This is a genomic window from Rhodopseudomonas rhenobacensis (assembly GCF_014203125.1).
In the GTDB taxonomy this organism is placed as follows: domain Bacteria; phylum Pseudomonadota; class Alphaproteobacteria; order Rhizobiales; family Xanthobacteraceae; genus Rhodopseudomonas_A; species Rhodopseudomonas_A rhenobacensis.
On sequence record NZ_JACHIH010000050.1, the window covers coordinates 1 to 24,758 of the forward strand.

General features: G+C 66.6%; 29 protein-coding genes, 1 tRNA gene and 1 pseudogene. 16 read left to right on the forward strand and 15 right to left on the reverse strand.

The features are described from left to right. Nucleotides 1-240 precede the first annotated feature (240 nt). Nucleotides 241-933 (forward strand): hypothetical protein, encoded by a 693-nt coding sequence (locus HNR60_RS22965; protein ID WP_184262563.1) that lies wholly within the window; start codon nucleotides 241-243, stop codon nucleotides 931-933. Nucleotides 934-1,144: 211 nt separating this feature from the next. On the opposite strand, the gene HNR60_RS22970 is transcribed toward HNR60_RS22965, so the two are convergent. After that, entirely contained in the window at nucleotides 1,145-2,167 is a 1,023-nt protein-coding gene (locus tag HNR60_RS22970; RefSeq protein ID WP_184262610.1) for a methionine synthase, read from the reverse strand. A 125-nt stretch (nucleotides 2,168-2,292) separates the two neighbouring features. On the opposite strand from HNR60_RS22970, the gene HNR60_RS22975 reads away from it, so the two are divergent. From HNR60_RS22975 to HNR60_RS22990, 4 genes are all read left to right on the forward strand, one after another. Beyond that, nucleotides 2,293-2,994 carry a glutathione S-transferase N-terminal domain-containing protein gene (locus HNR60_RS22975; protein ID WP_184262565.1) on the forward strand — a complete coding sequence of 234 codons (702 nt, stop codon included), beginning with the start codon at nucleotides 2,293-2,295 and terminating at the stop codon, nucleotides 2,992-2,994. 235 nt (nucleotides 2,995-3,229) lie between these two features. Next, entirely contained in the window at nucleotides 3,230-3,850 is a 621-nt protein-coding gene (locus HNR60_RS22980) for a 2-hydroxychromene-2-carboxylate isomerase (RefSeq protein ID WP_184262567.1), read from the forward strand. A gap of 98 nt (nucleotides 3,851-3,948) precedes the next feature. Further along, nucleotides 3,949-4,035, forward strand: a tRNA-Leu gene (locus HNR60_RS22985). A gap of 113 nt (nucleotides 4,036-4,148) precedes the next feature. Further along, entirely contained in the window at nucleotides 4,149-4,565 is a 417-nt protein-coding gene (locus tag HNR60_RS22990; protein ID WP_184262569.1) for a twin-arginine translocation pathway signal, read from the forward strand. 30 nt (nucleotides 4,566-4,595) lie between these two features. Here HNR60_RS22990 and HNR60_RS22995 read toward each other — a convergent pair whose 3' ends face one another. Beyond that, nucleotides 4,596-5,792, reverse strand: coding sequence for an FAD-dependent monooxygenase (locus HNR60_RS22995; protein ID WP_184262571.1), 1,197 nt, complete (start codon nucleotides 5,790-5,792; stop codon nucleotides 4,596-4,598). 8 nt (nucleotides 5,793-5,800) lie between these two features. Beyond that, entirely contained in the window at nucleotides 5,801-6,046 is a 246-nt protein-coding gene (locus HNR60_RS23000) for a zinc-finger domain-containing protein (protein WP_184262573.1), read from the reverse strand. A 209-nt stretch (nucleotides 6,047-6,255) separates the two neighbouring features. Between HNR60_RS23000 and HNR60_RS23005 the strand changes: the two genes are divergently transcribed. Then, entirely contained in the window at nucleotides 6,256-7,425 is a 1,170-nt protein-coding gene (locus HNR60_RS23005; RefSeq protein WP_184262574.1) for a hypothetical protein, read from the forward strand. An 80-nt stretch (nucleotides 7,426-7,505) separates the two neighbouring features. Continuing rightward, the gene (locus HNR60_RS23010) at nucleotides 7,506-8,258 is read left to right on the forward strand and encodes an alpha/beta fold hydrolase (protein WP_184262576.1); all 753 of its coding nucleotides are present in this window, start codon (nucleotides 7,506-7,508) and stop codon (nucleotides 8,256-8,258) included. 162 nt (nucleotides 8,259-8,420) lie between these two features. On the opposite strand, the gene HNR60_RS23015 is transcribed toward HNR60_RS23010, so the two are convergent. Next, nucleotides 8,421-9,809, reverse strand: coding sequence for a hypothetical protein (locus HNR60_RS23015; protein WP_184262578.1), 1,389 nt, complete (start codon nucleotides 9,807-9,809; stop codon nucleotides 8,421-8,423). A gap of 252 nt (nucleotides 9,810-10,061) precedes the next feature. Here HNR60_RS23015 and cysE point away from each other — a divergent pair, with 252 nt between their 5' ends. Together cysE and HNR60_RS23025 are read left to right on the forward strand one after the other, a co-directional pair. Continuing rightward, on the forward strand, nucleotides 10,062-10,889 hold the full coding sequence (cysE, locus tag HNR60_RS23020; RefSeq protein ID WP_184262580.1) for a serine O-acetyltransferase: 828 nt from the start codon (nucleotides 10,062-10,064) through the stop codon (nucleotides 10,887-10,889). 112 nt (nucleotides 10,890-11,001) lie between these two features. After that, complete coding sequence (locus HNR60_RS23025) at nucleotides 11,002-11,220, forward strand: DUF3126 family protein (RefSeq protein WP_184262582.1); 219 nt, start codon at nucleotides 11,002-11,004, stop codon at nucleotides 11,218-11,220. 163 nt (nucleotides 11,221-11,383) lie between these two features. Here HNR60_RS23025 and HNR60_RS24525 read toward each other — a convergent pair whose 3' ends face one another. Then, nucleotides 11,384-11,569: a helix-turn-helix domain-containing protein gene (locus HNR60_RS24525; protein WP_184262616.1), complete on the reverse strand. Its 186-nt coding sequence runs from the start codon at nucleotides 11,567-11,569 to the stop codon at nucleotides 11,384-11,386. Nucleotides 11,570-11,789: 220 nt separating this feature from the next. Then, a pseudogene (locus HNR60_RS23035) lies at nucleotides 11,790-11,912 on the reverse strand (histidine kinase); the annotation flags it as partial. Between the two features lie 73 nt (nucleotides 11,913-11,985). On the opposite strand from HNR60_RS23035, the gene HNR60_RS23040 reads away from it, so the two are divergent. Both HNR60_RS23040 and HNR60_RS23045 read left to right on the forward strand, forming a co-directional pair. After that, nucleotides 11,986-12,303, forward strand: a complete 318-nt coding sequence (locus HNR60_RS23040) for a hypothetical protein (RefSeq protein ID WP_184262584.1) — start codon at nucleotides 11,986-11,988, stop codon at nucleotides 12,301-12,303. A 6-nt stretch (nucleotides 12,304-12,309) separates the two neighbouring features. Beyond that, complete coding sequence (locus HNR60_RS23045; protein ID WP_184262586.1) at nucleotides 12,310-12,924, forward strand: hypothetical protein; 615 nt, start codon at nucleotides 12,310-12,312, stop codon at nucleotides 12,922-12,924. On the opposite strand, the gene HNR60_RS23050 is transcribed toward HNR60_RS23045, so the two are convergent. Further along, a complete protein-coding gene (locus HNR60_RS23050) occupies nucleotides 12,921-13,634 on the reverse strand; it encodes a hypothetical protein (RefSeq protein ID WP_184262588.1) in 714 nt (237 codons plus the stop codon). The two genes, HNR60_RS23045 and HNR60_RS23050, sit on opposite strands and share 4 nt — an antisense overlap. A 207-nt stretch (nucleotides 13,635-13,841) precedes the next feature. On the opposite strand from HNR60_RS23050, the gene HNR60_RS23055 reads away from it, so the two are divergent. Both HNR60_RS23055 and HNR60_RS23060 read left to right on the forward strand, forming a co-directional pair. Beyond that, the gene (locus HNR60_RS23055) at nucleotides 13,842-14,171 is read left to right on the forward strand and encodes a DUF6949 family protein (RefSeq protein WP_184262590.1); all 330 of its coding nucleotides are present in this window, start codon (nucleotides 13,842-13,844) and stop codon (nucleotides 14,169-14,171) included. Between the two features lie 70 nt (nucleotides 14,172-14,241). Then, a complete protein-coding gene (locus tag HNR60_RS23060; RefSeq protein WP_184262592.1) occupies nucleotides 14,242-14,772 on the forward strand; it encodes a gamma carbonic anhydrase family protein in 531 nt (176 codons plus the stop codon). A gap of 37 nt (nucleotides 14,773-14,809) precedes the next feature. On the opposite strand, the gene HNR60_RS23065 is transcribed toward HNR60_RS23060, so the two are convergent. After that, a complete protein-coding gene (locus tag HNR60_RS23065; RefSeq protein WP_184262594.1) occupies nucleotides 14,810-14,971 on the reverse strand; it encodes a hypothetical protein in 162 nt (53 codons plus the stop codon). After that, on the reverse strand, nucleotides 14,968-15,189 hold the full coding sequence (locus HNR60_RS23070; RefSeq protein WP_184262596.1) for a hypothetical protein: 222 nt from the start codon (nucleotides 15,187-15,189) through the stop codon (nucleotides 14,968-14,970). Before HNR60_RS23070 ends, HNR60_RS23065 begins: the two co-directional genes overlap by 4 nt. A 138-nt stretch (nucleotides 15,190-15,327) precedes the next feature. Here HNR60_RS23070 and HNR60_RS23075 point away from each other — a divergent pair, with 138 nt between their 5' ends. After that, on the forward strand, nucleotides 15,328-15,672 hold the full coding sequence (locus HNR60_RS23075; RefSeq protein WP_184262598.1) for a hypothetical protein: 345 nt from the start codon (nucleotides 15,328-15,330) through the stop codon (nucleotides 15,670-15,672). A 162-nt stretch (nucleotides 15,673-15,834) separates the two neighbouring features. Here the strand turns inward: HNR60_RS23075 and HNR60_RS23080 are convergent, their stop codons facing one another. Continuing rightward, entirely contained in the window at nucleotides 15,835-17,322 is a 1,488-nt protein-coding gene (locus HNR60_RS23080) for a porin (RefSeq protein WP_184262600.1), read from the reverse strand. A gap of 630 nt (nucleotides 17,323-17,952) precedes the next feature. Between HNR60_RS23080 and HNR60_RS23085 the strand changes: the two genes are divergently transcribed. Continuing rightward, entirely contained in the window at nucleotides 17,953-18,378 is a 426-nt protein-coding gene (locus HNR60_RS23085; RefSeq protein ID WP_430695032.1) for a MarR family winged helix-turn-helix transcriptional regulator, read from the forward strand. Between the two features lie 239 nt (nucleotides 18,379-18,617). Here HNR60_RS23085 and HNR60_RS23090 read toward each other — a convergent pair whose 3' ends face one another. From HNR60_RS23090 to HNR60_RS23105, 4 genes are all read right to left on the reverse strand, one after another. Beyond that, nucleotides 18,618-19,247 carry a transglutaminase-like cysteine peptidase gene (locus HNR60_RS23090; RefSeq protein WP_184262603.1) on the reverse strand — a complete coding sequence of 210 codons (630 nt, stop codon included), beginning with the start codon at nucleotides 19,245-19,247 and terminating at the stop codon, nucleotides 18,618-18,620. Nucleotides 19,248-19,577: 330 nt separating this feature from the next. Next, nucleotides 19,578-20,195, reverse strand: a complete 618-nt coding sequence (locus HNR60_RS23095) for a PilZ domain-containing protein (protein WP_430695033.1) — start codon at nucleotides 20,193-20,195, stop codon at nucleotides 19,578-19,580. 156 nt (nucleotides 20,196-20,351) lie between these two features. Next, nucleotides 20,352-22,616, reverse strand: a complete 2,265-nt coding sequence (locus HNR60_RS23100) for a PAS domain-containing hybrid sensor histidine kinase/response regulator (protein WP_347339372.1) — start codon at nucleotides 22,614-22,616, stop codon at nucleotides 20,352-20,354. After that, complete coding sequence (locus HNR60_RS23105; RefSeq protein WP_184262605.1) at nucleotides 22,606-23,022, reverse strand: response regulator transcription factor; 417 nt, start codon at nucleotides 23,020-23,022, stop codon at nucleotides 22,606-22,608. Before HNR60_RS23105 ends, HNR60_RS23100 begins: the two co-directional genes overlap by 11 nt. A gap of 196 nt (nucleotides 23,023-23,218) precedes the next feature. Here HNR60_RS23105 and HNR60_RS23110 point away from each other — a divergent pair, with 196 nt between their 5' ends. Then, entirely contained in the window at nucleotides 23,219-23,974 is a 756-nt protein-coding gene (locus tag HNR60_RS23110; RefSeq protein WP_184262606.1) for a Crp/Fnr family transcriptional regulator, read from the forward strand. On the opposite strand, the gene HNR60_RS23115 is transcribed toward HNR60_RS23110, so the two are convergent. Next, a complete protein-coding gene (locus HNR60_RS23115; RefSeq protein WP_184262608.1) occupies nucleotides 23,949-24,509 on the reverse strand; it encodes a PAS domain-containing protein in 561 nt (186 codons plus the stop codon). The two genes, HNR60_RS23110 and HNR60_RS23115, sit on opposite strands and share 26 nt — an antisense overlap. Nucleotides 24,510-24,758 lie beyond the last annotated feature (249 nt).

Below are 24,758 nucleotides of genomic sequence, written 5' to 3' on the forward strand. Positions count from 1 at the left end.
GTCATCGCCGCGCGCGTTGGCCGGTGGCCACCGGCCAACGCGCTAAGCCGCTTCCATCGCACATTTTGCTCAATGGGCAGATACAAGGGGGCGCCTCCTCGGGGGTGGATTCGGTGATCTGGAAGTCCGCCCCCGCGGTGAGACGCCCCCTCATCCCACCCTTCTTCCCGCCAGCGGGGAGAAGGAGCGCGCCGCAAGCGGAGCAGCTGCGTCGGCCAGCATGGGCGCCGGAGGTGATCGATGCCGCTGCAGAACCGCGTGATGCCGACGGGCGAGATCGTCGCGGCGCCGCCGCGCGGGCTGTTCACCGGCAACCGCGGCATCATCCACGATCCGGCGACCAGGACGCTGCTGACCAGGCGCTGGAGCAGCAAGGCGTGGATTACTTGCGTCTGCGAGTTCCGCGGCCGCCGCCGCGCGGTGATGGCGCGGCAGAGCTGGACCGAACTGTTCTTCCTCGACGAAGCCACCGCGCTCGCCGCCGGGCATCGGCCGTGCTTCCTCTGCCGCTGCGACGACGCGGAAAAATTTCGCGATGCCTGGCAGCGCGGCAACGGTCTCGCGCGAGCCAGCGCTAAAGACATCGACGCGGTGCTGCACGCCGAGCGGCTCGCCGGCCGCGCCAAGCGACTGCACCCGCTGCCTAGCGCGATCGAGCAATTGCCCGACGGCGCGATGCTGCAGGCGGGCGTGATACTCCGAGCTGCCGTAACGCCGAAGCAGCCGGCGGCCCCGGCAATCGCAGGCGCCGCGTGCTACCTGATCGTCAACGGCCGTGCTTTGCTCTGGTCGTTCGACGGCTATCGTGGCGTCGACGCGGCACCACTCGATGCCCAATTACTCACGCCGCCCTCGACGCTCCGCGCGCTCGCCGCCGGCTATCGGCCGCGGCTGCATCTGTCGCCGTTGCAACACGCTCCGACGTCATCCTGAGGCGCTTGCTGATCGGCGCGCGGCGCCGATCAGCAAGCCTCGAAGGATGCGCCGCACGTGCCTGGAGCCGCATCCTTCGAGGCTCGCCTGACGTTATCAGCTGCGGTTAAGCCAACCGCGTGGGCCGGCTCGCACCTCAGGATGACGGCGTTGTGGGTGAGGCGCGGCTGCTATTAGAACGACCGCGTCGCACTCATGGCGGAGCTATTACTCACCCGAACCTCTTTCTCGCCAGCGCCGCGCCGGCGCCCAGCGCCATCAGCTTCGCCTCGGCGATGTCGCGGCGCATCGGCGCCATGCCGCAATTGGTGGTGGCGATGATGTTCTGCTTCGGCACGAAATTCATCACCGCCTCGATGGTGGCGGCGACGTCTTCCGCCGTCTCCACCGTATCGCTGGCGACGTCGATCACCCCGGCCTGCACGATCTTGCCCTTCAGCAGCCCGAGTAGTTCCAGCGGCACCTTGGAGTTGCGGCATTCGATCGCGACCTGCCCAATCGGGCTGTCGTCGATCGCCGGGAAAATCTCCTCGTATTGCCGCCACTGTTCGCCGAGCGTCGCCTTCCAGTCGGTGTTGGCCTTGATGCCGTAGCCGTAGCAGATGTGCACGGCGGTGGCGCAAGTCAGCCCCTCGGCGGCCCGCGCCAGCGCGCGGACGCCCCAGTCGGCGGCCTCGTCCATGTAGACGTTGAACGCCGGCTCGTCGAACTGCACCATGTCGATGCCGCTGGCTTCGAGCGCCTTGGCTTCCTCGTTCAACAATTCGGCGAAGGCGAACGCCATCTTGACGCGGTCGCCGTAGTAACTATCCGCGATGGTGTCGATGATGGTCAGCGGGCCGGGCAGGGTGAATTTCAGCTTGCGGATGGTGTGGGCGCGGGCGATCTCGGCCTCGAAGGCGTGGACGCGGCCCTTCAACCGCAGCGGCGCCACCACCTGCGGCACCATCGCCTTGTAGCGGTCGTTGCGGATTCCCATCTCCACCTTGTGGGCGAAGTCGATGCCCTCGACGGCTTCGAGAAAGCCATGCACGAAATGCTGCCGCGCCTGTTCGCCCTCGGTGAGAATATCGATGCCGGCGTCTTCCTGCACCTTCAGCGCCAGCAGCGTGGCGTCGCGCTTGGCACGGGCCAATTCCGCGCCACAGGATTTCCACGGCGCCCACAGCGTGTTGGGTTCGGCGAGCCATTCCGGCTTCGGCAATGAACCCGCGATCGTGGTCGGAAACAGCATCGGCATTCTCTCCCCGTTGATTTGCCACCTATGTGCCATGCCCTGGCCGCTTCGTACATGGCATTGCCGCCCGGGAGACTGCCGGGCTAGGATCGCCGCAAAACCTGCGTCACGAGGGAGCCCGCATGATCGAGCTGTATTACGCGCCGACGCCGAACGGCTGGAAGATCTCGATCATGCTGGAGGAATGCGGCTTGCCCTACGAGCTGCATCCGATGCAGCTCGGCCGCGGCGATCAGCACCAGCCGGAGTATCTCAAGCTCAGCCCGAACGGCCGGATGCCGGCGATCGTCGACCGCGATCCGATCGGCGGCGGCGAGCCGCTTGCGATGTTCGAGAGCGGCGCGATCCTGATCTATCTGGCGGAGAAGTCCGGCCGCTTCATGCCGCAGGATACGCGCGCGCGGTTCGAGGTGCTGCAATGGCTGATGTGGCAGATGGGCGGGCTCGGCCCGATGCTCGGGCAGAACGGTCATTTCCTGCTTTATGCGCCGGAGAAGATCGCTTACGCGATCGATCGCTACACGCGCGAGGCGAAACGGCTGTACGGCGTGCTCGATACCCAGCTCGCCGCGCGCGACTATATCGCCGGCGACTACTCGATCGCCGACATCGCCTGCTTTCCCTGGATCATGACCCACAAGGCGCAGGGGCTTTCGCTTGACGACTATCCCAACGTCAAACGCTGGTACGCGACGTTGCGGGCGCGGCCCAAGCTGCAGGCCGGGCTCGCACTCGGCAAGCAGGAGACCCAGCCGATGGATCAGCAGGCGCGCAAGATCATGTTCGGCGTCGACGCGCCGTCGCATGCGCAGGCGCAGCAGTGAGGGACGCGCCTCGATGGGGCGCGACGTGAGCCCCGTCGGCAGGCGTCATCGCCCGGCTTGACCGGGCGACCCAGTATCCCAGAGCGCCGGATGTCGACGTCAACGCTCTGGAATACTGGGTCCTCCGCTTTCGCGGAGGATGACGTCCGATGTTGCGGTGACGGCGCGAGCAACATTGACGCCGAGCCGCAGCACAAGATCAAACCAAACAAGAAAACAACCGGAGGACATCCCGATGATCGAATTCTTCTTCGACTGCTCGAGCCCCTGGACCTATCTGGCCTTCCACAACATCCAGCCGCTGGCCGACGAGTTCGGCGAGCAGATCGTGTGGCGGCCGATCCTGGTCGGCGGCATCTTCAACAGCATCAATCCCAGCGTCTATACGCAGCGCGATCGGCCGGTGCCGGCCAAGGCCGCCTACATGATCAAGGACCTGGCGGATTGGGCGCGCGCGGCGGGGCTCGCGATCAAGATGCCGCCGCGGGTGTTTCCGGTGAACAGCGTGAAGGCGATGCGCGGCTGCCTCTGGCTCGGCCGCGACGACGCCCGCGCCATGCTGCCGTTCGCGACCCAGGTGTTCGAAGCCTATTGGGGCGACGACCTCGACATTTCGATGGACGCCGTGCTGCACGAGATCTGCCAGCGGGTCGGCGTCGATCCGGCGGCGTTCTTCGCCGGCATCGCCGAGCCGTCGATCAAGGACCAGCTCAAGGCCAACGCCGACGAGGTGATGGCGCGCGGCGGCTTCGGCTCGCCGACGATCTTCGTCGACAGCACCGACATGTATTTCGGCAACGACCGGCTGCCGCTGATCCGCGAGGCGCTGCACCGCCGCCGCGCCAGCGCCGCCTGACGGGACGCACAGGCTTTGCTTTGCGCCGCGGGCTCGACTATGGATGTGGCCGTTTCCGGCCTGGATGGTCGCCTGCGGGCGGATGGGCCGGGTGCGATGCGGACGTGGCGGAATTGGTAGACGCAAGGGACTTAAAATCCCTCGATGGCAACGTCGTGCGGGTTCGATTCCCGCCGTCCGCACCAGGCTGGCCGGGGGGCATCGAGCGCCAGCCGGCAACACGATTCGCCATCGGCCTCATTGCGGTCACCTGGCCGTGGCTTGACCCGGCGGCAGACAAGAATGGGCACGCAACGACATGACCGATCGGCCGCAACGATATCTTTCAAAGCCGCTCGCTGACTGTGGGGCGCTGCTGGGCTGTGCGGCGCTGCTGGCGTTGGCGGCCGCGCTCGGCGGCTGCGCCGGGATCGGCGACAGCGCCGCCTCGGTGGCCTTCGTCGATCCGGCGAAATACGATCTGTGGGAGTGCAGCCAGCTCGAGGTCGAACGCAAGTCGCTGGCGGCGCAGACCGCCGAACTCGACCGGCTGATCGCCAAGGCGCAGACCGGCACCGGCGGCGCGGTGATGGCGGAAGTCGCCTATCGCAACAGCTACATCACGGTGCGCGCCCAGGCCAAGCTTGCCGACGAGGTGTGGGTCCGCAACAAATGCGTCAGTGCGGCGCCGGCGCCGGCCGCCCCGCCGGCGCGGCCCGGCAAGCCCGGGCACTGACCCGCGGTCGGCCTGCGCAACGCCGCCGCCTCAGAGCCGCCAATCGTAGATCCAGCTCTGCCGCGCCAGCAGCCGCTGGCCGCCCAAAGCGCGCATCGCCAGGTCGCGCGCCAGCGCCGCTGCGCCGGCGAGGTGATAGATCTGGCCGTTCTGCCGCGCGGTGCGCTGCACCCGGGTGACGCGGGGTTGCCGCAGCGTCGCATAGCGCTGCAGCGCCGCCGGAACCGCCTCGGGCGTTGTGACGTCGCCGAGGCACTGCGCCAGCACCGCGGCGTCTTCGATCGCCATGCCGGCGCCCTGCGCGGCGAATGGCAGCATGCCGTGCGCGGCGTCGCCGAGCAGCGCCGCGGCGCCGTGAACCCAGGCTCCGCCGTCCGGCATGGTGAACAGCGCCCAGCGCCGCCAGCCCTCCACCGCGCCGATCATGCGGCCGGCCGCGGCCGGCCAGTGCGGCGGGGCGAACAGGCTCTTGATCTCGCGGGGTTCGCCCGGCGCGCTCCAGCCCGGCCGGTTCCAGGTGCCCGGCACGATCGCCACGATGTTGATGCGGCGGCCGGCGGAAATCGGATAGGCGATCAGATGGGCGTTGCGGCCCATCCATAATTGCACGCCGGTGAGCGGGGCGCCGCCCGGCAAGCGGCCGGCGTCAAAAGTTCCGCGCCAGGCGATCAGTCCGGAAAACCGCGGCTGGGCGTCGGGAAGTAGCTGACGGCGCACCGCCGACCAGATGCCGTCGGCGCCGACCAGCGCCAACGCCTGCTGGTGCGCGCGCGATAATCCGTTGCGGGTGGTCACCATCACGCCGTTGGCGTCGCTGTCGACCTCTTCGAACTGCCAGCCGAGCCGCAGCTCGATGTTGGGGTGGGCGCGCAGCTGCGCCGCCAGCGCGCTCTGCAGATCGGCGCGATGCATCACCCAATAGGGCGCGCCGGCGCGCAGCGCGGCCGCCTCGCCGAGCGGCAGGCGAACCAGTTCGCCGCCGCTGCGGGCGCTGTAGATGGTGACGGCGTCGGGGGTGATGGCGGCCGGTTCCAATCGCGGCCGCAGACCGAGGTCGACCAGCACCCGGCTTGCATTCGGCGACAGCTGCAATCCGGCGCCGGCTTCTTCCAGCCGCTGCGCCTTTTCAACAATTAGAACGTTGAAGTTCTTCGCGGCGAGGGCCAGCGCTGCCGTCAATCCGCCGATCCCGGCGCCGGCGACGACGATGGTTCGAGAGGGCGTCAAGGTTGCGATCAGGCCACCTTATCCTGCAGCACGCATTCCGGAGGTCGCGCCTCGCCGGCCGACAGGTCCGCCGCGTAGCGATACAATGTCGAGCAATACGGGCAGATGATTTCGTTGTCGTTGCCGAGGTCGAGAAACACATGCGGATGATCGAACGGCGGGTTGGCCCCCACGCACATGAATTCCTTCGAACCGATCTCGATGATCGGAACGCCGGCATCATTGTGGAAGTGAGGGACGACGTGGTCGGACATGTTCTTCACCTTATGGTCGCGACGAACGAACACAGCATGGTGCGCGCACCATACTGTTCACGGTTCTTGATTCCTAGAGCGGCCGACGGCCATTCGCCCGCGGAAATTCGACACAATCCCGTGGCCTTGGAGAAGCCCTTCTTTCGTCGGGGCGGTTGTGTCCGAAAAATGACGCACCAACTCATAGAGAGCACAGCAAAGAGGATGCGATGACCCGTTTGCAGAGCGGATCGGCGCTGGCAGGAACTTCACTCTGCGTGGCGATGTTGCTGCTGGCTTGGCCGCAGGCCAAGCACGCCGGCGCCTTGCTGGATGCGCAGGATGATCCCGCGCAGCTCGCAGACGTGCAAATTAGTTCCGCACTGCGCTCGGCCCCCAAGCTGATCGAGCAGAACATCTATGGCGCATTGGCGCAAAATGACTCCGATCTTGCCCAAAGTCTGGTCGCGCTTGCGGCGGACAAAGGCATCGTGCTGTCCGACGAGCTGAAGACCCGCGTCGCCGCCGCGGTGGCGCTCGATCATAGCCCCACGCAAGTCGCCAAGCGGTTTGCCACCGGCTTGCTCACCGGCAATGGCGAGGACGCCGCCAGCCTGTCCGGCAGCGTCGCCGGCGATCTGTTCGTGTTCGGCGACGTGCGCGACGTGGTTAATCAAAGTCAGCGCCTGGTGGCCGGCGAGGAACCCGATCGGCTGATCCTCGGGCTCGCCGCCGCCGGGCTCGCGGTCACCGCGGCGACGTTTGTTTCGATCGGCGGCGCGACGCCGCTGCGCGCCGGGCTGACGCTGGTCAAGGACGCCCGCAAGTTCGGGCGGCTGGGCGCCGGGCTGTCGCGCTGGGCCGGGCGCTCCGCGCGTGACGTGGTCGATACGCCGGCGCTGCGCACCGCCTTGACGGAGGGCGCGCTGAGCAAGCCCGCGGAGACCGTCCGCGCGGTGAAGGCGGCGTTCCGCGCCGACAAGGCCGGCGACCTCGTCCGCGTCGCCAAGGACGTCGGACGGATCGGCGATAAGCTCGGCACCCGCGGCGCGCTCGACACGTTGAAGATCGCCGAGGGGCCGAAGGACATCGCCCGCGCCGCACGCCTCGCGGAATCGAAGCCCGGCCAGACTCGCGGCATCCTCAAATTGCTCGGCCGCAGCGCGTTGGTCCTGTCGCTCGGCGCCTTCAATCTGTCGTCGTGGCTGCTCTGGGTTGTGTTCGCGTTGTTCGGCGTCGTGAGTTCGATCAAGGCGGCGACGGAACGCGCCACCTGGTGGTGGCTGCGCCGCCGCCGCGACAAGCGCGCGCGCCGGCAAGCGGCATTGGCGGCCGCGAAGGCGGCAGCCATGCCGCAACTGCCGCCGTTGCCGCTGGCGGCGCTGAGCGCGCCGCGTTAAACTACCCGTCTCACCCCGCGAGCCAGGCCATCGGCCGAGCCTCGTCTCACCCTGCCATTTCCTCAGCCACGGACGGATCGATGCCGAGCTTTCACAACGGCCGCGTTGAAATTGCCTATCTGGATGAAGGCGAGGGCGAGCCGATCGTTCTGGTCCACGGCTTTGCCTCGAACAAGAACGTCAACTGGGTGTATCCGAGCTGGGTGGCGGAGTTGCAGAGAAGCGGTCGTCGCGTCATCGCCTTCGACAATCGCGGCCACGGCGAGTCGAGCAAGCTGTACGATCCGGAGGACTATCACCTCGGCACCATGGCGGGCGATTTACGCGCGCTGATGGATCATCTCGCGCTGCCGCGTGCCGACGTGATGGGATACTCGATGGGCGCGCGGATCACGGCTTTTCTGGCGCGCAGTCACCCGGAGCGGGTGCGCTCGGCGATCTTCGGCGGGCTCGGCATCGGGCTCGTGAAAGGCGGCGGCCCCGGCGAAAACGTCGTCAGCGCGCTGCAGGCGGCCTCGCTCGACGACGTCACCGATCCGGTGGGCCGCACCTTTCGGGCCTTCGCCGAGCAGACCCGCTCCGATCGTGCGGCGCTGGCGGCGTGCCTGCGCGGCTCGCGGCGGCTGATGTCGGTCGAGGAGGCGGCCGGCATCGCGGTGCCGGTGCTGATCGCGGTCGGCACCACCGACGATATCGCAGGCTCAGCGCACGAATTGCAGCAGATCATTCCCGGATCCGAGGTCTTGGACATTCCGCGGCGCGATCACATGCGCGCGGTCGGCGACCGGGTCTACAAGGACGGCGTGCTGGCGTTCTTGTCGCGGCGTCCCTGAGCGCCTGATCGAAAATTCACCGAGCAAAATGTTCTTCGTCATTGCGAGCCGAGGGCGGCGCGCAGCGCCGGCCGAACAGCGAAGCAATCCAGGGGCGTCACGCGCAGCCCTGGATTGCTTCGTCGCAACAGCTCCTCGCAATGACGAACTCTAACGCCGGACTTAGTTGATCACTTCTTCGCTCGGACTCTGGGGCCGCTGGTCGTCGCCGAACCGGCGGTTGGCGGCGATCAGCACCACGAAGCTCGCCAGCCACACCATGCGGGCGCCGTAGCGATCGTGCGGGCCGGAGATCACGCCGCAGATCGCGGCGTTGCCGAGCAGCGCGAGACACACCGTCGCCGCCAGCAGCGACACGTCGTCGAGCCGGCGCCGCCATAGCGCGTGGCCGAGGATCGCGATCAGCATCGCCATCGAGCCCAGCGCGACCGGGACGTGCACGCGGTTGATACTGGCAAAGTCGATATCCCAATGCTGCTGCCGCGCGGCGCGCATCGCCGCGACCTGGCCGGGCAGATAGCGCTCGATGATGCCGTAAGTATGCGGGATCCAGCCGTTGGTGCCTTCGCCGGTGGCCACATGAGTGAGTTGCTGCGCGGTCGCGGTGAGCGCCGCCTCCGCCTGCCACAGCGGATAGTCCGCCAGCGCATGCAGCGCGATGAAGCCCATCTCGTCGTCCATGCCCTGGAAGCGGCCGAGCGTGTTGAACATGCTCTTGCCCCAGAGAAAATCATCGGCGGTGGCCGGCAGCGCGTCGCGATAGGGACACAGCTTCAGCGCCAGCGTGGCGCAATGATCGTTGAGATAGCGCGCGACGATGCCGTCCTGCAGCATGCGCCCGAACGCGACGCCGACGCCGCCCGGCGTCCACGCCACTTGTCCGGACAGTGCGAAGTTGGCGGCGAGCAGCATCACCGCGCTGGCGGCCAGCGCGGCGAATCCGCGACCTAATCCGGCGAGCGGAATCCGCGGCCCGAGCAGCGGCCGCGCCAGCAGGCCTGCCAAGCACAGCCCCAACAACACGCCGAGCGTGGCGCTGTGGGTGGCGGCGGCGAACGCGGTGAACAGCATCAGCAGGCCACGTTCCAGCCGCGAGACCTCATTGCCGTGCACGATCAGCACGAACAGCGCCAGCACCGCAAGCCCGGCGAAGATATCGGTGAGCAGCATGCTGGCCAGCCACGGCAGCGCGGTGGTGAGGGTCAGCAAGGCGCAGGTCACCAGAATCCGCAGCGGCGTGCGGATGCCGAACAGCCGCAGCGTCAGTTGCAGGATCCACAGCGTCGCCAGCGCCTGGACGCCGAGATCGATCCAGAAATACGACGGTTCGCCGAAATGCAGATAGAGCCCGAACACGGTGGAGCGGCTCGGCACCAGATAACCCTCGTACCAGCGCGCCAGATAGCCGCCGGTGTCGTACTGCAACAGCGGATAGGCGTTCCAGAACGCCGGCAGCAGCAACAACAGCGGCACGACCAGGGCGACGACCCAGGCCGAGGCAAATTCGACGCGACGGCCGCGCGGGATCGGTGTGCTGACGTCATCTGACATGTCAGGGACTTCCCCGATTTCGGACGGTCTGACAAGCTCAGAACGGTTGTAAGTTGCAGCTTGATTTATTCGGATCGCGCGCCACCTGTTGCCTGACGACCTCGGCAGGCCGCCGGAGTTTGCGGATAAAATGTTCCGCATCAATCATTTAGGGCAAAGTTAACCGGCCATCGCGAGCCCGTTGCGGCGGCAGGACAGCGGCCCGGCGGCCGTGCTATAATCGCCAGGTAACTTTGAAATCGCGAGAACCGCATGTCGATGCATCAGGTCAATACCCAGACCCCCCGGCTGACCGCGCTCGACCCGGTGTGGGACCGCGTCCGGGTCGAGGCCGAGGACATCGTGCGCCGCGAACCCGAACTGGCGTCGTTCATCTACGCCACCGTGCTGCATCACGATCGTCTGGAAGAGGCGGTGGTGCATCGGGTGTCGGAGCGGCTCGACCATGCGGCGCTGTCCGGCGACCTGATCCGCCAGACCTTCGAGGAGGCGCTGCGCGACGACCCCGACATCGGCAACGCGTTTCGCGCCGACATGGTGGCGGTGTTCGACCGCGATCCGGCGACCGCGCGCTTCATCGATCCGCTGTTGTATTTCAAGGGCTTCCACGCGCTGCAGACCCATCGTCTGGCGCATTGGCTGTATCACAAGGGCCGCAAGGATTTTGCGTACTATCTGCAGAGCCGCTCTTCGGCGGTGTTTCAGACCGATATCAACCCGGCCGCCAAGATCGGCCGCGGCATCTTCCTCGATCACGCCACCGGGCTCGTGGTCGGCGAGACCGCGGTGATCGAAGACGACGTCTCGATCCTGCACGGCGTGACGCTCGGCGGCACCGGCAAGGAACATGAGGACCGTCATCCCAAGATCCGCCACGGCGTGTTGATCGGCGCCGGCGCCAAGATCCTCGGCAATATCGAGGTCGGGCATTGCGCGCGGATCGCCGCGGGCTCGGTGGTGGTCAAGGCGGTGCCGCACAACGTCACGGTCGCCGGGGTGCCGGCCAAGGTGGTCGGCGAGGCCGGCTGCGCCGAGCCGTCGCGCACCATGAACCAGATGCTGAACGCGATCGGGCTGTGATTGTCCAAACCTTTGTGACCGCGCCCGGCACAAACGTCTAGCGGCGCGCGGCGTCCCGCACTAAAGCATCGCCAACAGTCAAACGCATACAGTCAACGCATTGGAGACATCCGTGGACGTTCAGGAAGTCAGGAAACTCGACGCCTATCTCAAGCGCCTGTTCGGCAACCAGAAGATCAGGGTGGTGCCGCGGCCGAAGAAGGACGATTCGGCCGAGGTCTATATCGGCGAGGAATTCATCGGCGTGTTGTTCGTCGACGACGAGGACGAAGACCGCTCGTTCCAGTTCCAGATGGCGATTCTGGAAGACGATCTCGCCGACGTCGGCTGAACCGGACTTCGTCGCGCGACCTTCGGGGTGACGCGCCAGCCAACAAGTCGGCCGTCATTCCGGGGCGCGAGCACTGCGGCGTATGGATTCCGGGCTCGCATGCCCTGCGGGCTCGCGCCCCGGAATGACCAGCTGTTTTGATCGGATCGATTCGACAATCAGCTCATCCCGCCGCAGGCCCGGTGCTGCTCTCCAGCGTCACCAGCCCGGCCGCGGTCGCCAGCCACACCAGATACGCGTCGGTGCGCGCGCCGATCTTGGATTTGATCTGGTAGTGATAGTTCTGCACGGTCTTGGCGCTGAGATTGAGCGACCCGGCGGTCTCCTCGGTGGTCCAGCCCGACGCCACCAGCCGCAGGATTTCGGTCTCGCGCGGCCCAGCTCCTCCACCAGTGAACGCTCGCTGCCCAAGCGCTCGGCCGCGACTTCGCGGGCGATGTCCTCGCTGACGGCGCGGCCGCCGCGGGCGACGGTGGCGATCGCGCGCAACAATTCGGGCGGCGCGCTGCTCTTGGTGATGTAGCCGCGCACGCCGGCTTCGAACGCTTTGAGCGCGAAGGCGGCGCTGGCTCGGTGGCGCCGGTCTCGATCGCCGCGGCGAGCGCGGCGGTGGCGGTGAGGCATTGGCCGAATTCGTCGTGCAGGTCGCGCGCCAGCGCCCGGCATTCGTCTTCCTGAACCTGGAACAGCCGGCAGCAGCGCCTCGCGATAGACGCCGTCGCGCCACAGCAATTCCCGCCACGCGGCGGGCTGAACGATTTCATCATGGTCAACGGCCAGAAGGTGTCGTCGCCGATCCGCCAGGAGATCGTCAGCATCTGCGGCGTGGTGGCCGGCGAATACACCGTCAACATCTATCATTTCGCGGCACTCACCGGGCAGCCGGTGCCGGCCACGGTGAAGGTCGAGAAGCTCAATCCGACCGTGCAGGTGGTGTATTACGACACGCTGGAGCTCGATCATGGCGGCTATGAGGTCACTGCCGTGCGCTTCGTGCTGGATCGCGCCGGCAAGGTGCTCGAGGTCAACCGCAACAACAAGTCGCTGGTGCAAACGCTGCGCAAGCCGCGCAATGCAGGGTAGGGCGGCATGAGCCTGCGCGGCGAAATACTGACTCTCTCGTTCGGCTACGCGCTGCTCGGCACGCTGCTGCTGCTGCTGGCGCTGCTCCGGGCGCGGCTGCCGTGGGGCGTGAAAGTCGCGGCGATCGTCGTCACCAGCGCGTTCTACGCGGTGGTGTATCTGCGCAGCGAAGGCCTGCTCGGCTGGTCGGCCTACGCCAAATTGCCGCCGCGCTTTCAATTGCTGTGGGCGCGCAGCGTCGAGCCGAATGCGGCGCTGAACGAGCCCGGCGCGATCCATCTGTGGGTCGAGGAACTCGACGCCGACAATCTGCCGAGCGGGGTGCCGCGGGCCTATCGGCTGCCATACTCCGCCAAGATCGCCCGCAAGGCCGAGAGCGCCCGGGTGGAGATCGCCCGCGGCCATCCGCAGCGCGGCCGCGCCGAACAGTTCGGCTCCGGCGACGCGCCGCCGGCGCCGGACAACGCCGTCGTTGCCGCGCATGGCGAGGAGGCCGGCGGCGATGCGTCGCGCGGCGGCTTTCTGGATTCGGCGTTTCTCGGCGGCGATTCGCAATCCGTCGCGTTCGCGCCGCTGCCGGTGGCGAAGCTGCCGGCGAAGGACGATCCGCGCGGAGATTAGCCGCGCGACCCATGCAGCTGCGCGGTCAGCCGGTCCAGCGCGGCGGCGAGGTCCTGCCATTGCGACAGCCATTGCCGGGGAAACCGGAAGGTCAGATCGGTGCCGTCGATCCGGCGTTCGCTGAGGCACATGCCGGGCGTGACGCCGTCCCGGGTGCACCGCGCGGCCAGAGCCGGCGTCGTCGCCGTGAACAGATCCTCGGCGGCGTAGGGCGTGCCCTCGCGGAACGTGCGCTTGGTCAGGCCGTCCGGCGCGCTCTGGGCGGCCGGCTCGAGATAGCGCGGGAAGATGCTGCGCAACCGGGTCTCCGGCGACATCGCGTCGTGGTGCGCGGCGATCGACAGGAAAATCCGGTCGATCGGCTGGGCGATCTCGCCGGCGCCGTCGACGCTGACGTGCTTCGGCTTTGCCGGGGGATCGAGCGACGGATAGCTGAAATTCAGGTCGACGCGCTCCTGCGGCCCGGAATGCTTCTGCACCTTGATGCGGAACGCGTCGGTCGGCACGTTGAACAGCGTGGCGCCGACCTCGATCGGGATCCGCCCGGGATCGCCGGCTTGCTCGGCCCGAAAGGTCGGCCACAGCAGATAGCCGATCAGCGTCACCGCGGCGGCGGCGGTCAGGCTCGCCACCACGATCGGCCAGGTGGGCGCGCGGCGCGGCTTGCGGCGGCCCGGCGGCGCCTTGTCAGCCGATGAAAGCAGGGCCATTGCGATACGTCATTGCAGGAGGGGGGCGGTCGCGAATCAGCCGTGAATATGCCACGCGCCGCCGGCTTCCGGCGATTTTTGCGGAGCCGCAGGGCTGCCTCGCGCAGCGTCCAAAGCCTGTGACATTAACCCTTTCTTAAGGATGCGGTGGCGGCCCCCGCCTGGTTCTGCGATCACACGCGGGACGCAGTGTGTGGAGTCAAAGCGATGTCGCCCGATGCCTGGAACAACCTGTTCTCGCTGATGCTCGGGTTCGCCTTGGCGGGCGCCTTGACCAGCGGCTATCAGGCCTTGGCGCGACGCCAGGCCGGCTTCGGACTGCTGCAGGACGGCGCGGCGCCGAAGACCATCGCCACGGTGCCGTTCCTGGTGTTCGCCGCGCCCTTCATCATCATGCGCAACACCCTGCGGGGCCGCCAGGTGCAGCGCCGCCGCGCCGAATTCGTCATGATGGCGACGGTGCTCGCCGGGTTCTGGAGCATGATGTCGGGCACCGTGGTGATGATGACCCTGAGGGCCGTTGGCCTGCTGGGTTGAACCGCGCGCGGACTTTGAATCCGGGTTCGAAGTCGTGTAGCGATACCGCGCAGCAATCCAGGAAAACACCATGGCGATCTATCAACTCGACGGGCAAAGCCCGGAACTGCCTGCCGACGGCAGCCATTTCATCGCCGACAGCGCTTCGGTAATCGGCAAGGTCCGGCTGCACAGCTCGGTCAGCGTGTGGTTCGGCGCGGTGCTGCGCGGCGACAACGAGTGGATCGAGATCGGCGAAGGCTCCAACGTGCAGGACAATGCCACCTGTCACACCGATCCCGGCTTTCCGCTGACCGTCGGCCGCAACTGCACGATCGGCCACAACGTGATTCTGCACGGCTGCACGGTGGAAGACGGCGTGCTGATCGGCATGGGCGCCATCGTGATGAACGGCGTGCGAATCGGGCCCGGCTGCGTCGTCGGCGCCGGCGCGGTTGTCACCGAGGGCAAAGTGTTTCCCGAACGCTCGCTGATCATCGGCTCGCCCGCCAAGGTGATCCGCACCTTGGAGCCCGAGCAGGTCGCGGCGTTGACCGTCGGCGCCGCGTTCTACGTGCGCAACGGCCAGCGCTACGCCAAGGGGCTCAGCAGGATCGGCTGAGGCGGCGCCGTTACGTCGCGCCGGCTCGGCGCGGCAACTACGTGCCTTCCGATTCGCCGGCCTCGAGCTCCGAGGCGACGCGTTCGTGGCCTGCGGCCCACAGCGAATTCTCGTCGGTGCCCTCGCGATAGGGGTTGGCTTCGGCCGGAATCGTCATGCGCGCGGCGCGCTGGCCTTCTTCGAACGGGTCGGGTGTCATCGCTTGGCTCCCTGGCTGTTGCGTTTTGTCGTCGCAGGCTTGTTGGAGACGCCGGCGCTGCGGCGCAGCGCGTCCTTCAGGTCGATCGGAATGCCGTGCTTCTTCAGGAGGTCGGCGAAGGCTTCGTCGGCGAGCTCCTGCAGCGTCGCCATGCGGTCGCGGCCGAGCTGGGTCAGCTTGTCGAGCGTGTCGTCATCGAAGCCGATCAACTTGCGCAAAATCCCGGTCCGTCCCTGCGCCGCCGGCGGTTGCGGCGCGGACTAAGCCGCGGTCGCGGCGAATGGTTCCACGGCGAATCCGGCGGTCCGTTCGGAACCGAGCGGGAGCGCTCCTGTTGGTCCGAAAAGGAGCCTCATATGCGCAGTCATCTTCCGAAGTTCATCGTCCTTGCCAGCCTGCTGCTGGCCACCGCCGCGGCGGCTCAAGGCTCCGGCGGCGGCGCCGGGGGCGGCAGCGGCGGAGCAGGGGGCGCGGCATCCGGCGGCGTCGGCGGGGCGGGCGGCGGGAGCCTCGGCACCTCGGCTGCATCGCCCGGCACCAACTCGCTCGGCACCGCTGCGTCGTCCGGCGGCGGCCGCGGCGGCGCGCCGGGCGGCACCGGCGGCTCGATCGATTCGCCGCCGACCACCGGCGACGCCGCGGTCGATGCGCAGGACCGCGCCGTCGACCGCAAGGTCAAGAGCATCTGCAAAGGCTGCTGAGCGGGCGGCATCATCGGCCGCGCGACGCGGCTCGCGTCGAATCAGCCGCCTGCGGCTGATTCGACGCGCCGAAAAACGCACAAAAAAAACCTCCGGCGGGGCATCGCCGGAGGTTTCTTGGAGGTTAAAGAAGAGAGGTTAGTCTCCTTTCGTGGTCGTCTATCAGAAGTTCCGCTGAACGCGGACGGCGCCGGTCCAGGTGTCCTGATCCTTGAACTCGTACCGCACGCCAGCCGGGTTGGTGCCGACAGCCGTGGTCACACCGGTGGTACCGCTGTAGTTCTGGTCGAGCTGGGTGTACATCACTTCGCCCGAGAAGGTCAGGTTCTTGACCGGGGTCCAGCGGGTGACGGTACCGATCTGCGCGATGTTGAAGTTCGGGGTGCCAGTGAAGGTACCGCCGACCGCCCTGCGCAGACCGATGGTGTACAGATCACCACCAGCGCCACCGAAGTCGATGGAGGTGTAGGCGCCGAACAACGAGGTCGACCAGTTCGGGTTCCAGTTGTGGTTGAAGGCGCCACGGACGCCCCAAGCAGTGGTCTTCTGGATGTCACCGTTGGTGCCGAACACGCCGTCAACCGAGGTGCCGAGACCGACGCTCTCGTACGCGCCGGCAGCGCTCGTGCCGCCGAACATCGCCATGTTGTTGATGCTGCCGGTGCCGGAGATTACGTAACGGGTGGCGCCGTTGGCGTAGGTACCATCGAGGTTGATGGTGTCGCCGGGGCCGGTGGGCAGGTTCTTGAGCGACAAAGCGGCGAGAACGGCATAGCCCCACTTGTCACCGGGATGGCCGCTGTTTTCGGCGGCGGTGTAGTAGCTGGCGCGGATCTGGTGCGCCGCGGCCGACACCTGGAACAGGCCCCAGGCCTGGTCAACGCGCAGCTGGCCGACGATGTCCGGGATCTGGGTGCCGGCAACGTAGTTGACGCCGGTGCCCGGACCGGTGCCCGACAGCCAAGTCGAAGCGGAGCCGCCGCCGTCGGTGTTGAACACGTTCTGCACGCCCTGGGCCTGACGATAGCCGTACGGATCTTCGAGGCTGACCGAGGCCGAAATGCCGTTGCCGAACTGCGCGGTGTAGGCGATCTGGTTGACGCCGGTCGAGGTGTCGTCGCCGCCGAGCAGGTTGGAACCGATGTTGCCCGGGGAGCCGTTCCACGGCGTCGAGAACTGCGACACGGCCTTACCGAAGGTGAAGCCGGCGAACTGCACGAACGCGAAGTAGACGCCGAGCTCACCGCCAGCGACGGTGGAGTTGGTGCCGCCGGTGGTCCAGGTGAACACCGAGTCGAAGTAGGTGCGGACAACGCCGTATTCAGTGGCGGTGCGGGTGTCGATGGTGATGTCCTGACGGGCGCGGTACTGGGCCTGGTTCTGCAGGCGGTTCTGCTGGCCGGCGTTGCCGTTCCAAGCCGGGGTTTCGGTCGCGCCCGAGGTGTTGAAGCCGACTTCAGCGCGCAGATAGCCGCCGAGCTTGATGCAGGTGTCGGTGCCGGGGATGTAGTAGAAGCCTGCGCCGTACAGCGAGCAGACCTTGACGTATTCGACTGCCTTGGCCTTCAGGGGAAGGTCGGCCGCCTGAGCGCCGGCGGTGGCGACGAACGTCGCAGCAGTGCCGAGCATAAGGCCCTTAACAAAATTCATGTGAAACCTCCAAGTTTGCCTAGTGGACAGACCAACGCGGGAACAGTGCCCGTCGAAACTGGTTTGCCCGTTTACCCGCCGGTAAGCTCGTAAGGAGCTTCCGTCGGGACGACTTCGAGGTGCCCCCCTCCGTCCGCAGGATGGAACATACAGAACTGCCCTGCTCAAAGAAATGTCGAAGATAAATACATATCGGGTTTGCAGGTATTTGTTGTAATCTTGCAACAGGGTGTTACCACAGTGTCATAATACGAAGAGGACGACCCCTTTTTGGGTTAACCGCCAGTTGTCTCGGTGTTAGCCTTAACGTAATCGACCTAGTCTTGCCGCCTATCTTTGCGCTCCGCGCAACAAATAGGCTCCCGGCGCGGCCGATGACTGATCTGCGGTTCGCTCTTCGATGGCGTAGATAAGAAGAAACACGTCGTTCGGTCCTGCCGGCCTCGGCCCAAGGACAATGAAACGACGGCGAGAGGGACGAATCGATGGAGGTTTTGCGCAATGCCGATTCTGCGTACTGCCCAACACGACGGGGGCAATCCTGCGGCTTCACCGAAGTCGAGTGAGCGGGCCGGGTCGGGTGACGGGCATCGGGATTTCGGACTGTCGCACCAGATCATCTGGGACTTTGTGTCGATCAGCAATCATCTGGACGATATTCGCCGGTCGTGGGCGAAGCTGTTCGGCATCAGCGGCTCGCAGTGGCTGATTCTGATGGCGATCAGCGATCTCGACCAGGGCAGCGGCGTCTCGGTGGGGGACGTCTCCGCGAAGATCCATGCCGTCTCGACCTTCGTCACCACCCAGACCAAGGTGCTGGAGCGGCGCGGCATGATCACCCGGGTGCCCTCGGCCACCGATGGCCGGGTGGTGCTGATGTCGCTGTCGGAACCGGCGCGGCAGCAGATCGCCGAGCTGTCGGCGCGGTGGGAGGCGCTGCACGCCTTTATCTTCCGCGACTTCGACGCCAAGTCGATGAGCGACGTGAAAGACAAGCTCGAATTGCTGAAGCAGCGGGCGAAGACCGCGGTGGCGCGGGTCTCGGTCGAAAGCTGACCCGGCGGGTGGCGCCAAGCGCGCTGGCGGACTCCTTATAGTGACGGCGGCCGCGTGCGCGCGGCCTCGCCGTCGGGCGCGATTCGCCGCTGCGGTCCCGTGCGCGTCCTGCAAGCGCCTCGCAAAAAATTGCGGCCAGCTCTTTGGGGGAAGAGCTGGCCGCGCACGATCCGGTCGGGGACGGGGAGGGGTGGGGTGTGACCGGGCCGCGATTCTCCTGAATGGTTACGTCGTGACGATTACTTGCGCTGTTGGGCGCTGGCGGTTGCCACCGCCGGCCGGGAGTCGCCCAGCGCCACCCAGACGTTCGGATCGCTCTGCGATTGACGCTTCACGAACCGATAGCCGGTCTCGGTCCAGGCCACGACCTCTTCGTTCTGGTTGTCGAGAATGAACTCGCCCTTGTCGCTCTTCACCGTCAGCACCGCGTGGCCGTCGCCCTTGGTGTCGCGCACCACGGTGATCAGCAGCGCTTCGCGCGGCCATCCGGCGTCGATCAGCATCTTGCGCTTCATCAAGACGTAGTCCTCGCAGTCGCCATAGCCGTCGGTCGGAATCGACCAGCGCTCGACCACGCCCCAATGATCCATGTCGGTCATCGGCTTGATGGTGTCGTTGACCCAGCGGTTGATCCGCAGCAGGTCCTTCCAGGTGGACTGCGACATCACGATATCGCGCGGCTGCGACGGCCCGCCGCGGCAGTCCTGCGGCGTGTCGGAGCAGAATTCGACCCAACCGATCGGCGCGCGCGTCATGTCGCCGAGGCTGGCATACATCACCCGCTCGCCGGCGGCGAAAGCAGCTGTCGTCATTGCGAACACGGCGGCGGCAGCTGCCAGCGCGGTGCGTGATCCCCTGTACCCAAACATTGTGGCCCCCGTTTCTTGTTGGGACCATGTTTTGCACAGAGGCTTTGCGCGGCCGCTAAGTACAACAAGTACAATTGAGCCAAGTCTGGTTCAAATCAGCGGTTAGTTTGAGCTATACTTGAATCGAATGCGCGTAAAATTGCGTATTCTCCCAATTGACTCAAATTTGAGCCATTAACCGGCGGCGTCAGCAAAATCGCGGGCGGGAGGCGGCAAACCGCGGCCGCATTAACCAGCGGACCGGCGCGTGCAAGGCCGCTAAAGGCGTCGCGGCCGCGCCGCTACGCCCTTCAATGATCGACAGAATCGGGATTTGGCGGTCGCCGCGGTTTACCGCGCGGTAACACTGTCTTCGAGTGTCTCGGCGAGCTGCTCGTGAATGAACTCCAGCGCGAAGCCGTCCTCGAGGTGGCGGACCACCCGGGCCTGCACCCGGCCGAGCGCCACTTGCGATTTCAGCGGCGGCCGGAATTCGGCGGCGATCGCCGCACCAGAGCACGACATGTCGATGATCCGGCAGCTCTGCTGGCTGCCGTCCTCGAGCCGCAGGATCGAGATCGGATTGCGCGGCACGATACGGTCGTGGCGGCGGTCTTCCGGCAGGTTGAGGATGTCGCGGTTGGCGAGCCAGGTCAGCTGCGCGGCGAGCTTGTCGCGCTTGCGCGGGGTGGCGCCGACCGTCATCGCAAAGCCGTTGTCGATGATGCGGGTGATCTTGCCTTCGACCCGGCCGATGTGGTCGAGATAGGCGATCACGCGGTCGCCGACATTGCCGATGCCGGGCGCCAGCATGGCCAGCCCGCCGGGAGACATGTTGATGACCTGGCAGGGGAATTCGCGGCGGTCCGGCAGCATGTAGCGGCCCAGCAGATGGACTTTGACGCGTTGAAATCGCCGCCGCTCTTCGGCCGCCGGGTGAACTGACTGTCTTTCGGCAAACGCCATCATTCCACCGGTCGCACGGTTGTCGGGACTCGTTGCAACCCTAAGGTCGCCGCAGTTAACGCCTCGTTAGCGTTATGCGCCGGCGCGACGACGATGTCATGATAACGAAAAGCAGGGCGCGCCCGCGGTCGCATTGGACGCAGGCTGAGGCTGGTCTCGTCAGTGCAGCGCGGCCGGGTCGATCATCTGGCGCAGCCGGCGGGCGAGATCGGCCTTGCGATAGGGTTTGGTGAGGATCACCGCGCCCTCGCGGATCCGGGCGCGGGAGGTCATGGTCTCCAGCGCATAGCCGGAGGTCAGCAGCACCCGCATCTCGGGGCGCATCTGTTGCGCGCGCTCGGCGAGGTCCCAGCCGTTGGTGCCGCCCGGCATCACGATGTCGGTGAACAGGATGTCGATCCGCGCGTCGCTGCCGAGGATTTGCAGCGCCTCGTTGCCGTCGACCGCCGACAGCACGGTATAGCCGAGGCTGCGCAGGCACATCACCGCGTAGGAGCGCACGAAGGGGTCGTCCTCGACGATCAGCACCACCTCGGTGGGCGGCGGGTGGAACGGCGCGATCACCGGCTCGGCGGCGACCTGCAGCGATTTCGCGGCGAGCGACGGCAGATAGATCCGCACGGTGGTGCCGAGGCCGGGCTCGCTGTAGATCGAGACGTGGCCGTTGGACTGCTTGACGAAGCCGTACACCATGCTCAAGCCGAGCCCGCTGCCCTTGCCGACCTCCTTGGTGGTGAAGAACGGCTCGAACACCCGACCCAGCACCTCCTTCGGCATGCCCTCGCCATCGTCGGTGATCGCGATCAGCACGTATTCGCCGGGCCGCACCTCGGGATGGGCGCTTTGATAATGATCGTCCAGCGAGACGTTGGCGGTGGTGATGCTGAGACGGCCGCCGCCGTCCATGGCATCCTGAGCGTTGAGCGCGAGATTGATGATGGCGGACTCCAGCTGCGCGCGATCCGCCATCAGCGAGTGCAGGTCGGTTTCGAAATCGGTCCTCACCTCGATGTCTTCGCGCATCGTCCGCTGCAGCAATTTGTGCATCGAATGCAACAGCTCGTTGCAGTCGATCTCGACCGGCCGCAGCGTCTGCCGGCGGCTGAACGCCAACAGCCCCTGGGTCAGGTCGGCGCCGCGCTCGCCGGCGCGGCCGATGTCGTCGGCGAGGCTGCGCAGGTCCGGCCGGGTCTTCAGCTGCTCGCCGAGAAATTCGGCGTTGCCGACGATCACCGTCAGCAAATTGTTGAAGTCGTGCGCGATGCCGCCGGACAATTGCCCGACGGTCTCCATCTTCTGCGCCTGCACCAATTGTTGTTCGGTGCGCTTGCGATCGGTGAGGTCGTGGATCACCCCGACGTAGACGACTTCGCCGTCCTGCCGCGCTTCGCCGACCGAGAGGTCCATCGGGAAGGCCGAGCCGTCCTTGCGCCGCCCTGTCATTTCCCGCACCGTTCCGGCCAGCTGGTGCTCCTGGCCGAGCAACAGGCCGAGCTCGACTTCGTCGGCGCGGTCCATGAGGATCTTGACGTTCTGCCCGATCATCTCCTCGGCGCGGTAGCCGAACAGCCGCTGGCAGGCGGCGTTGAAGATCTGGATCTCGCCGTCCGCACCGAACAGCAGCACGCCGTCGACCACGGTTTCGATCAGCGTATTGATGCGGGCGTCGGCCTCGCGGATCACCTGCTCGGCGCGGCGGCGTTCGGTGATGTCGCTGGTGACCTTGGCAAAGCCGATCGGCTGGCCGCGCTCGTTGCGCAGCGGCTCGATCACCACATGGGCCCAGAACAAGCTGCCGTCCTTGCGCCGCCGCCAGCCATTGGCCTCGTAGCGTCCGGTCTGCTTGGCGATCTCCAGATGCTGCTCGGGCACGCCGCGCTGGCGCTCCTCCTCGGTGTGGAACCCGCTGACGTGCTTACCGAGCACCTCGGAGGCGGTGTATTGCTTGATGCGCTGCGCGCCTGAGTTCCAGCTGGTGATGTGGCCGTCGAGATCGAGCATGTAGATGGCGTAGTCGGTGACGCCTTCGACCAGCAGCCGATAGTTGCGTTCGCTGTCGCGCATCGCCTGGGCGGCGCGCCGCCGCTCGGTGAGATCGCGCACGATCCCGACGAAGGCGACGGTGTGGCTGGAGTTGTCCTGTCCGACCGACAGGTCGAGCGGGAAGATCGATCCGTCCTTGCGCCGCCCGAAGCCGGAGGACACGCTGCCGTGCTGCCACAGATAGTCCTGGCCCGGCATCAGCTGCGTGACCTTGTGGCCGATCACTTCCGCGGACGTGTAGCCGAACAGTCGCTCGCAGGCCGGATTGAACACCCGCACGCATGCGTTGGCGTCAATCAGCAGGATTCCGTCGGACGCCGAATCGACGATCGAGCGAAACCAGAAACTGTCGCGGTCCATCACCTCGAGACTATCTTGCACTGGCGACGTTCAATCTCGGCACGGACTGTTCCTGCAGGCAGGCCTCTATCACGGTCAGCAGCGTCGAGGGCAGGAACGGCTTGCGCAGGCAGCGCGTCGCCCCGAGTTCCAGCGCCATCGCCAGGAAGTCCGGCGCCGGCGTGCGCTTTTCGGCGAACACGTAGCCGGAGATCGCGATCAACGGCACCCGCGGTGCATTCTGGTGAAACACCCGGACCGATTCGAAGCCGCGCATGTGCGGCATGAAGATATCCACGATCATCAGATCGAAGGTGGCGCCGTGCAGCGCGTTCAGCCCGGTGACGCCGCACTCGGCGGTGACGACGTGGTGATGTTCGGCTTCCAGCCAGGCTCGAATGCCGGATCGGATCAACGGGTCGTCATCGACGAGCAGAATACGTGGCATTCCCGCCTCCCGGTCGTTGTCGCGCTACGACGGGATGTCGGCTTTTGCCGAATCACCCGCCGCATCACTCTCGGACCGCGCCCTTTTTGTGTCTGCCAAAAATGGGGTATATGAGCGTTATTGCCCTTAAAGGTTGTCCGCAGGATTGTACGCTTCGCCGACTCTGGCAGCGTCCTTCTCCGACCGGCACCCGATCATGGCTCTGTACCGACGACCGCCCAATCAGCTCCTGGCGTCGCTGCCGCAGCCGGCATTCGACGTGCTCCGCCCCGAGCTGCGGACCGTGGCGTTGGCGCTCGGCGAGGTGCTGATCGAATCCGGCAGGCTGTTGACGAGGGTGTACTTCCCGCACAGCGGGATCATTTCCAGCATCGTCAACCTGGCGGACGGCGAGACCATCGAAGTGGCGATGGTCGGCCGCTGCGGCGTGTTCGGCGCCTCCGCGGTGCTGAACGGCGGCAGCTCGCCGACCGGCGCGGTGGTCGAGTTTGCCGGCACCGCGAGCGTCATCGACGCCAAGCCGTTTCTGCTCGCCGTCGCCGCCAGCGAGCCGCTGCGCGCGCTGCTGATGCAGCAGCAATGGGGCGAGCTGGTCCGCACCGAGCAGTTTGCGGCCTGCAACGCGTCGCACGATCTGGCGGCGCGGATCTGCCGGCGGCTGGCGCGGATGCGGGACCTCGCGCTCAGCGACAGCCTGCCGCTGACCCAGGAAGTGCTGGCGCGGCTGCTCGGCGTGCGGCGCAACAGCGTGTCGCTGGTCGCCGGCGCGCTGCAGGAGGCCGGCGTCATTCGCTACACCCGCGGCCGCATCGACATCGTCGACCCTGCGGGGCTGATGGCGCGGGCCTGCGAATGCTATTGGACCAACAAGGCGCAGGGCCGAATGTCGGGCGGCGCGCCGCCGCCCGCGGAGCGGCGCTGCGTGATCAGCTCTGCCCCTCGTAGACCGTGAAGCCGCGCGCCGCCGTCCATTTGCGCAGCTTCCGCACCCCGGGCCGCGGCGCCGGGCGCATGGTCCGCCACGAGGTCAGATGCAATTCGCCGAGGTTGCGGCGGCCGAACTCGAGCGGGGCCAACAGCCCGGTCATGCTCAGCGGGCGATGCGCGCGCGCCTGGAACGGCAGCAGCAGCAATTCGAGATGCGTCACCGACCCCTCGGGCGCCGTGGCGCTGAGGCCGGCGACGGCGGTCAGCGCTTCCTCGGCGACCAGCCGCAGCAGGTCTTCGATTTCGCCGCGGCTCTCGCCGGCGAACAGCGCCGCAAAGCTTTCGCCCTTGAGGTCGCGGCCGAGCAGCGCGCAGAGCCGGGTGCCGGCGACCCGGAACGAGCAGCCGGCGGATTCGGCGGCCTCATAGGACAACACGAAGGTGTCGCCGAGCAGTTCGCGGATCTCGACCGGCTCGAACGCCTGGCGCTCCGGAGCGCGCGCGTTGCCGCGCTTGTCGTCCCAATAGGCGAACAGCGCCTGGCTTGCTGGATGCTTCATCAACTCGACCCTGACCCGAGGCGGCGCGCGGCCGGGACAGATCTGTCCCGTTTTTCGCAGCGCGCCCGCCGTTCTGGTGTTTGCGGGAGGAGCTTTGCAGCGTCCATGCCGGAAACGGCATTCGACGAGCCGGGGGCAGTGGTTTGCGATAGTTATACCAAAGGCGCCGGTATCTGACTCATTTGTGATCCCCTCTCTGGTGCGGATCTGATTCGATGACGTGGGGAGGATTCGCGCCATGCCATCAGC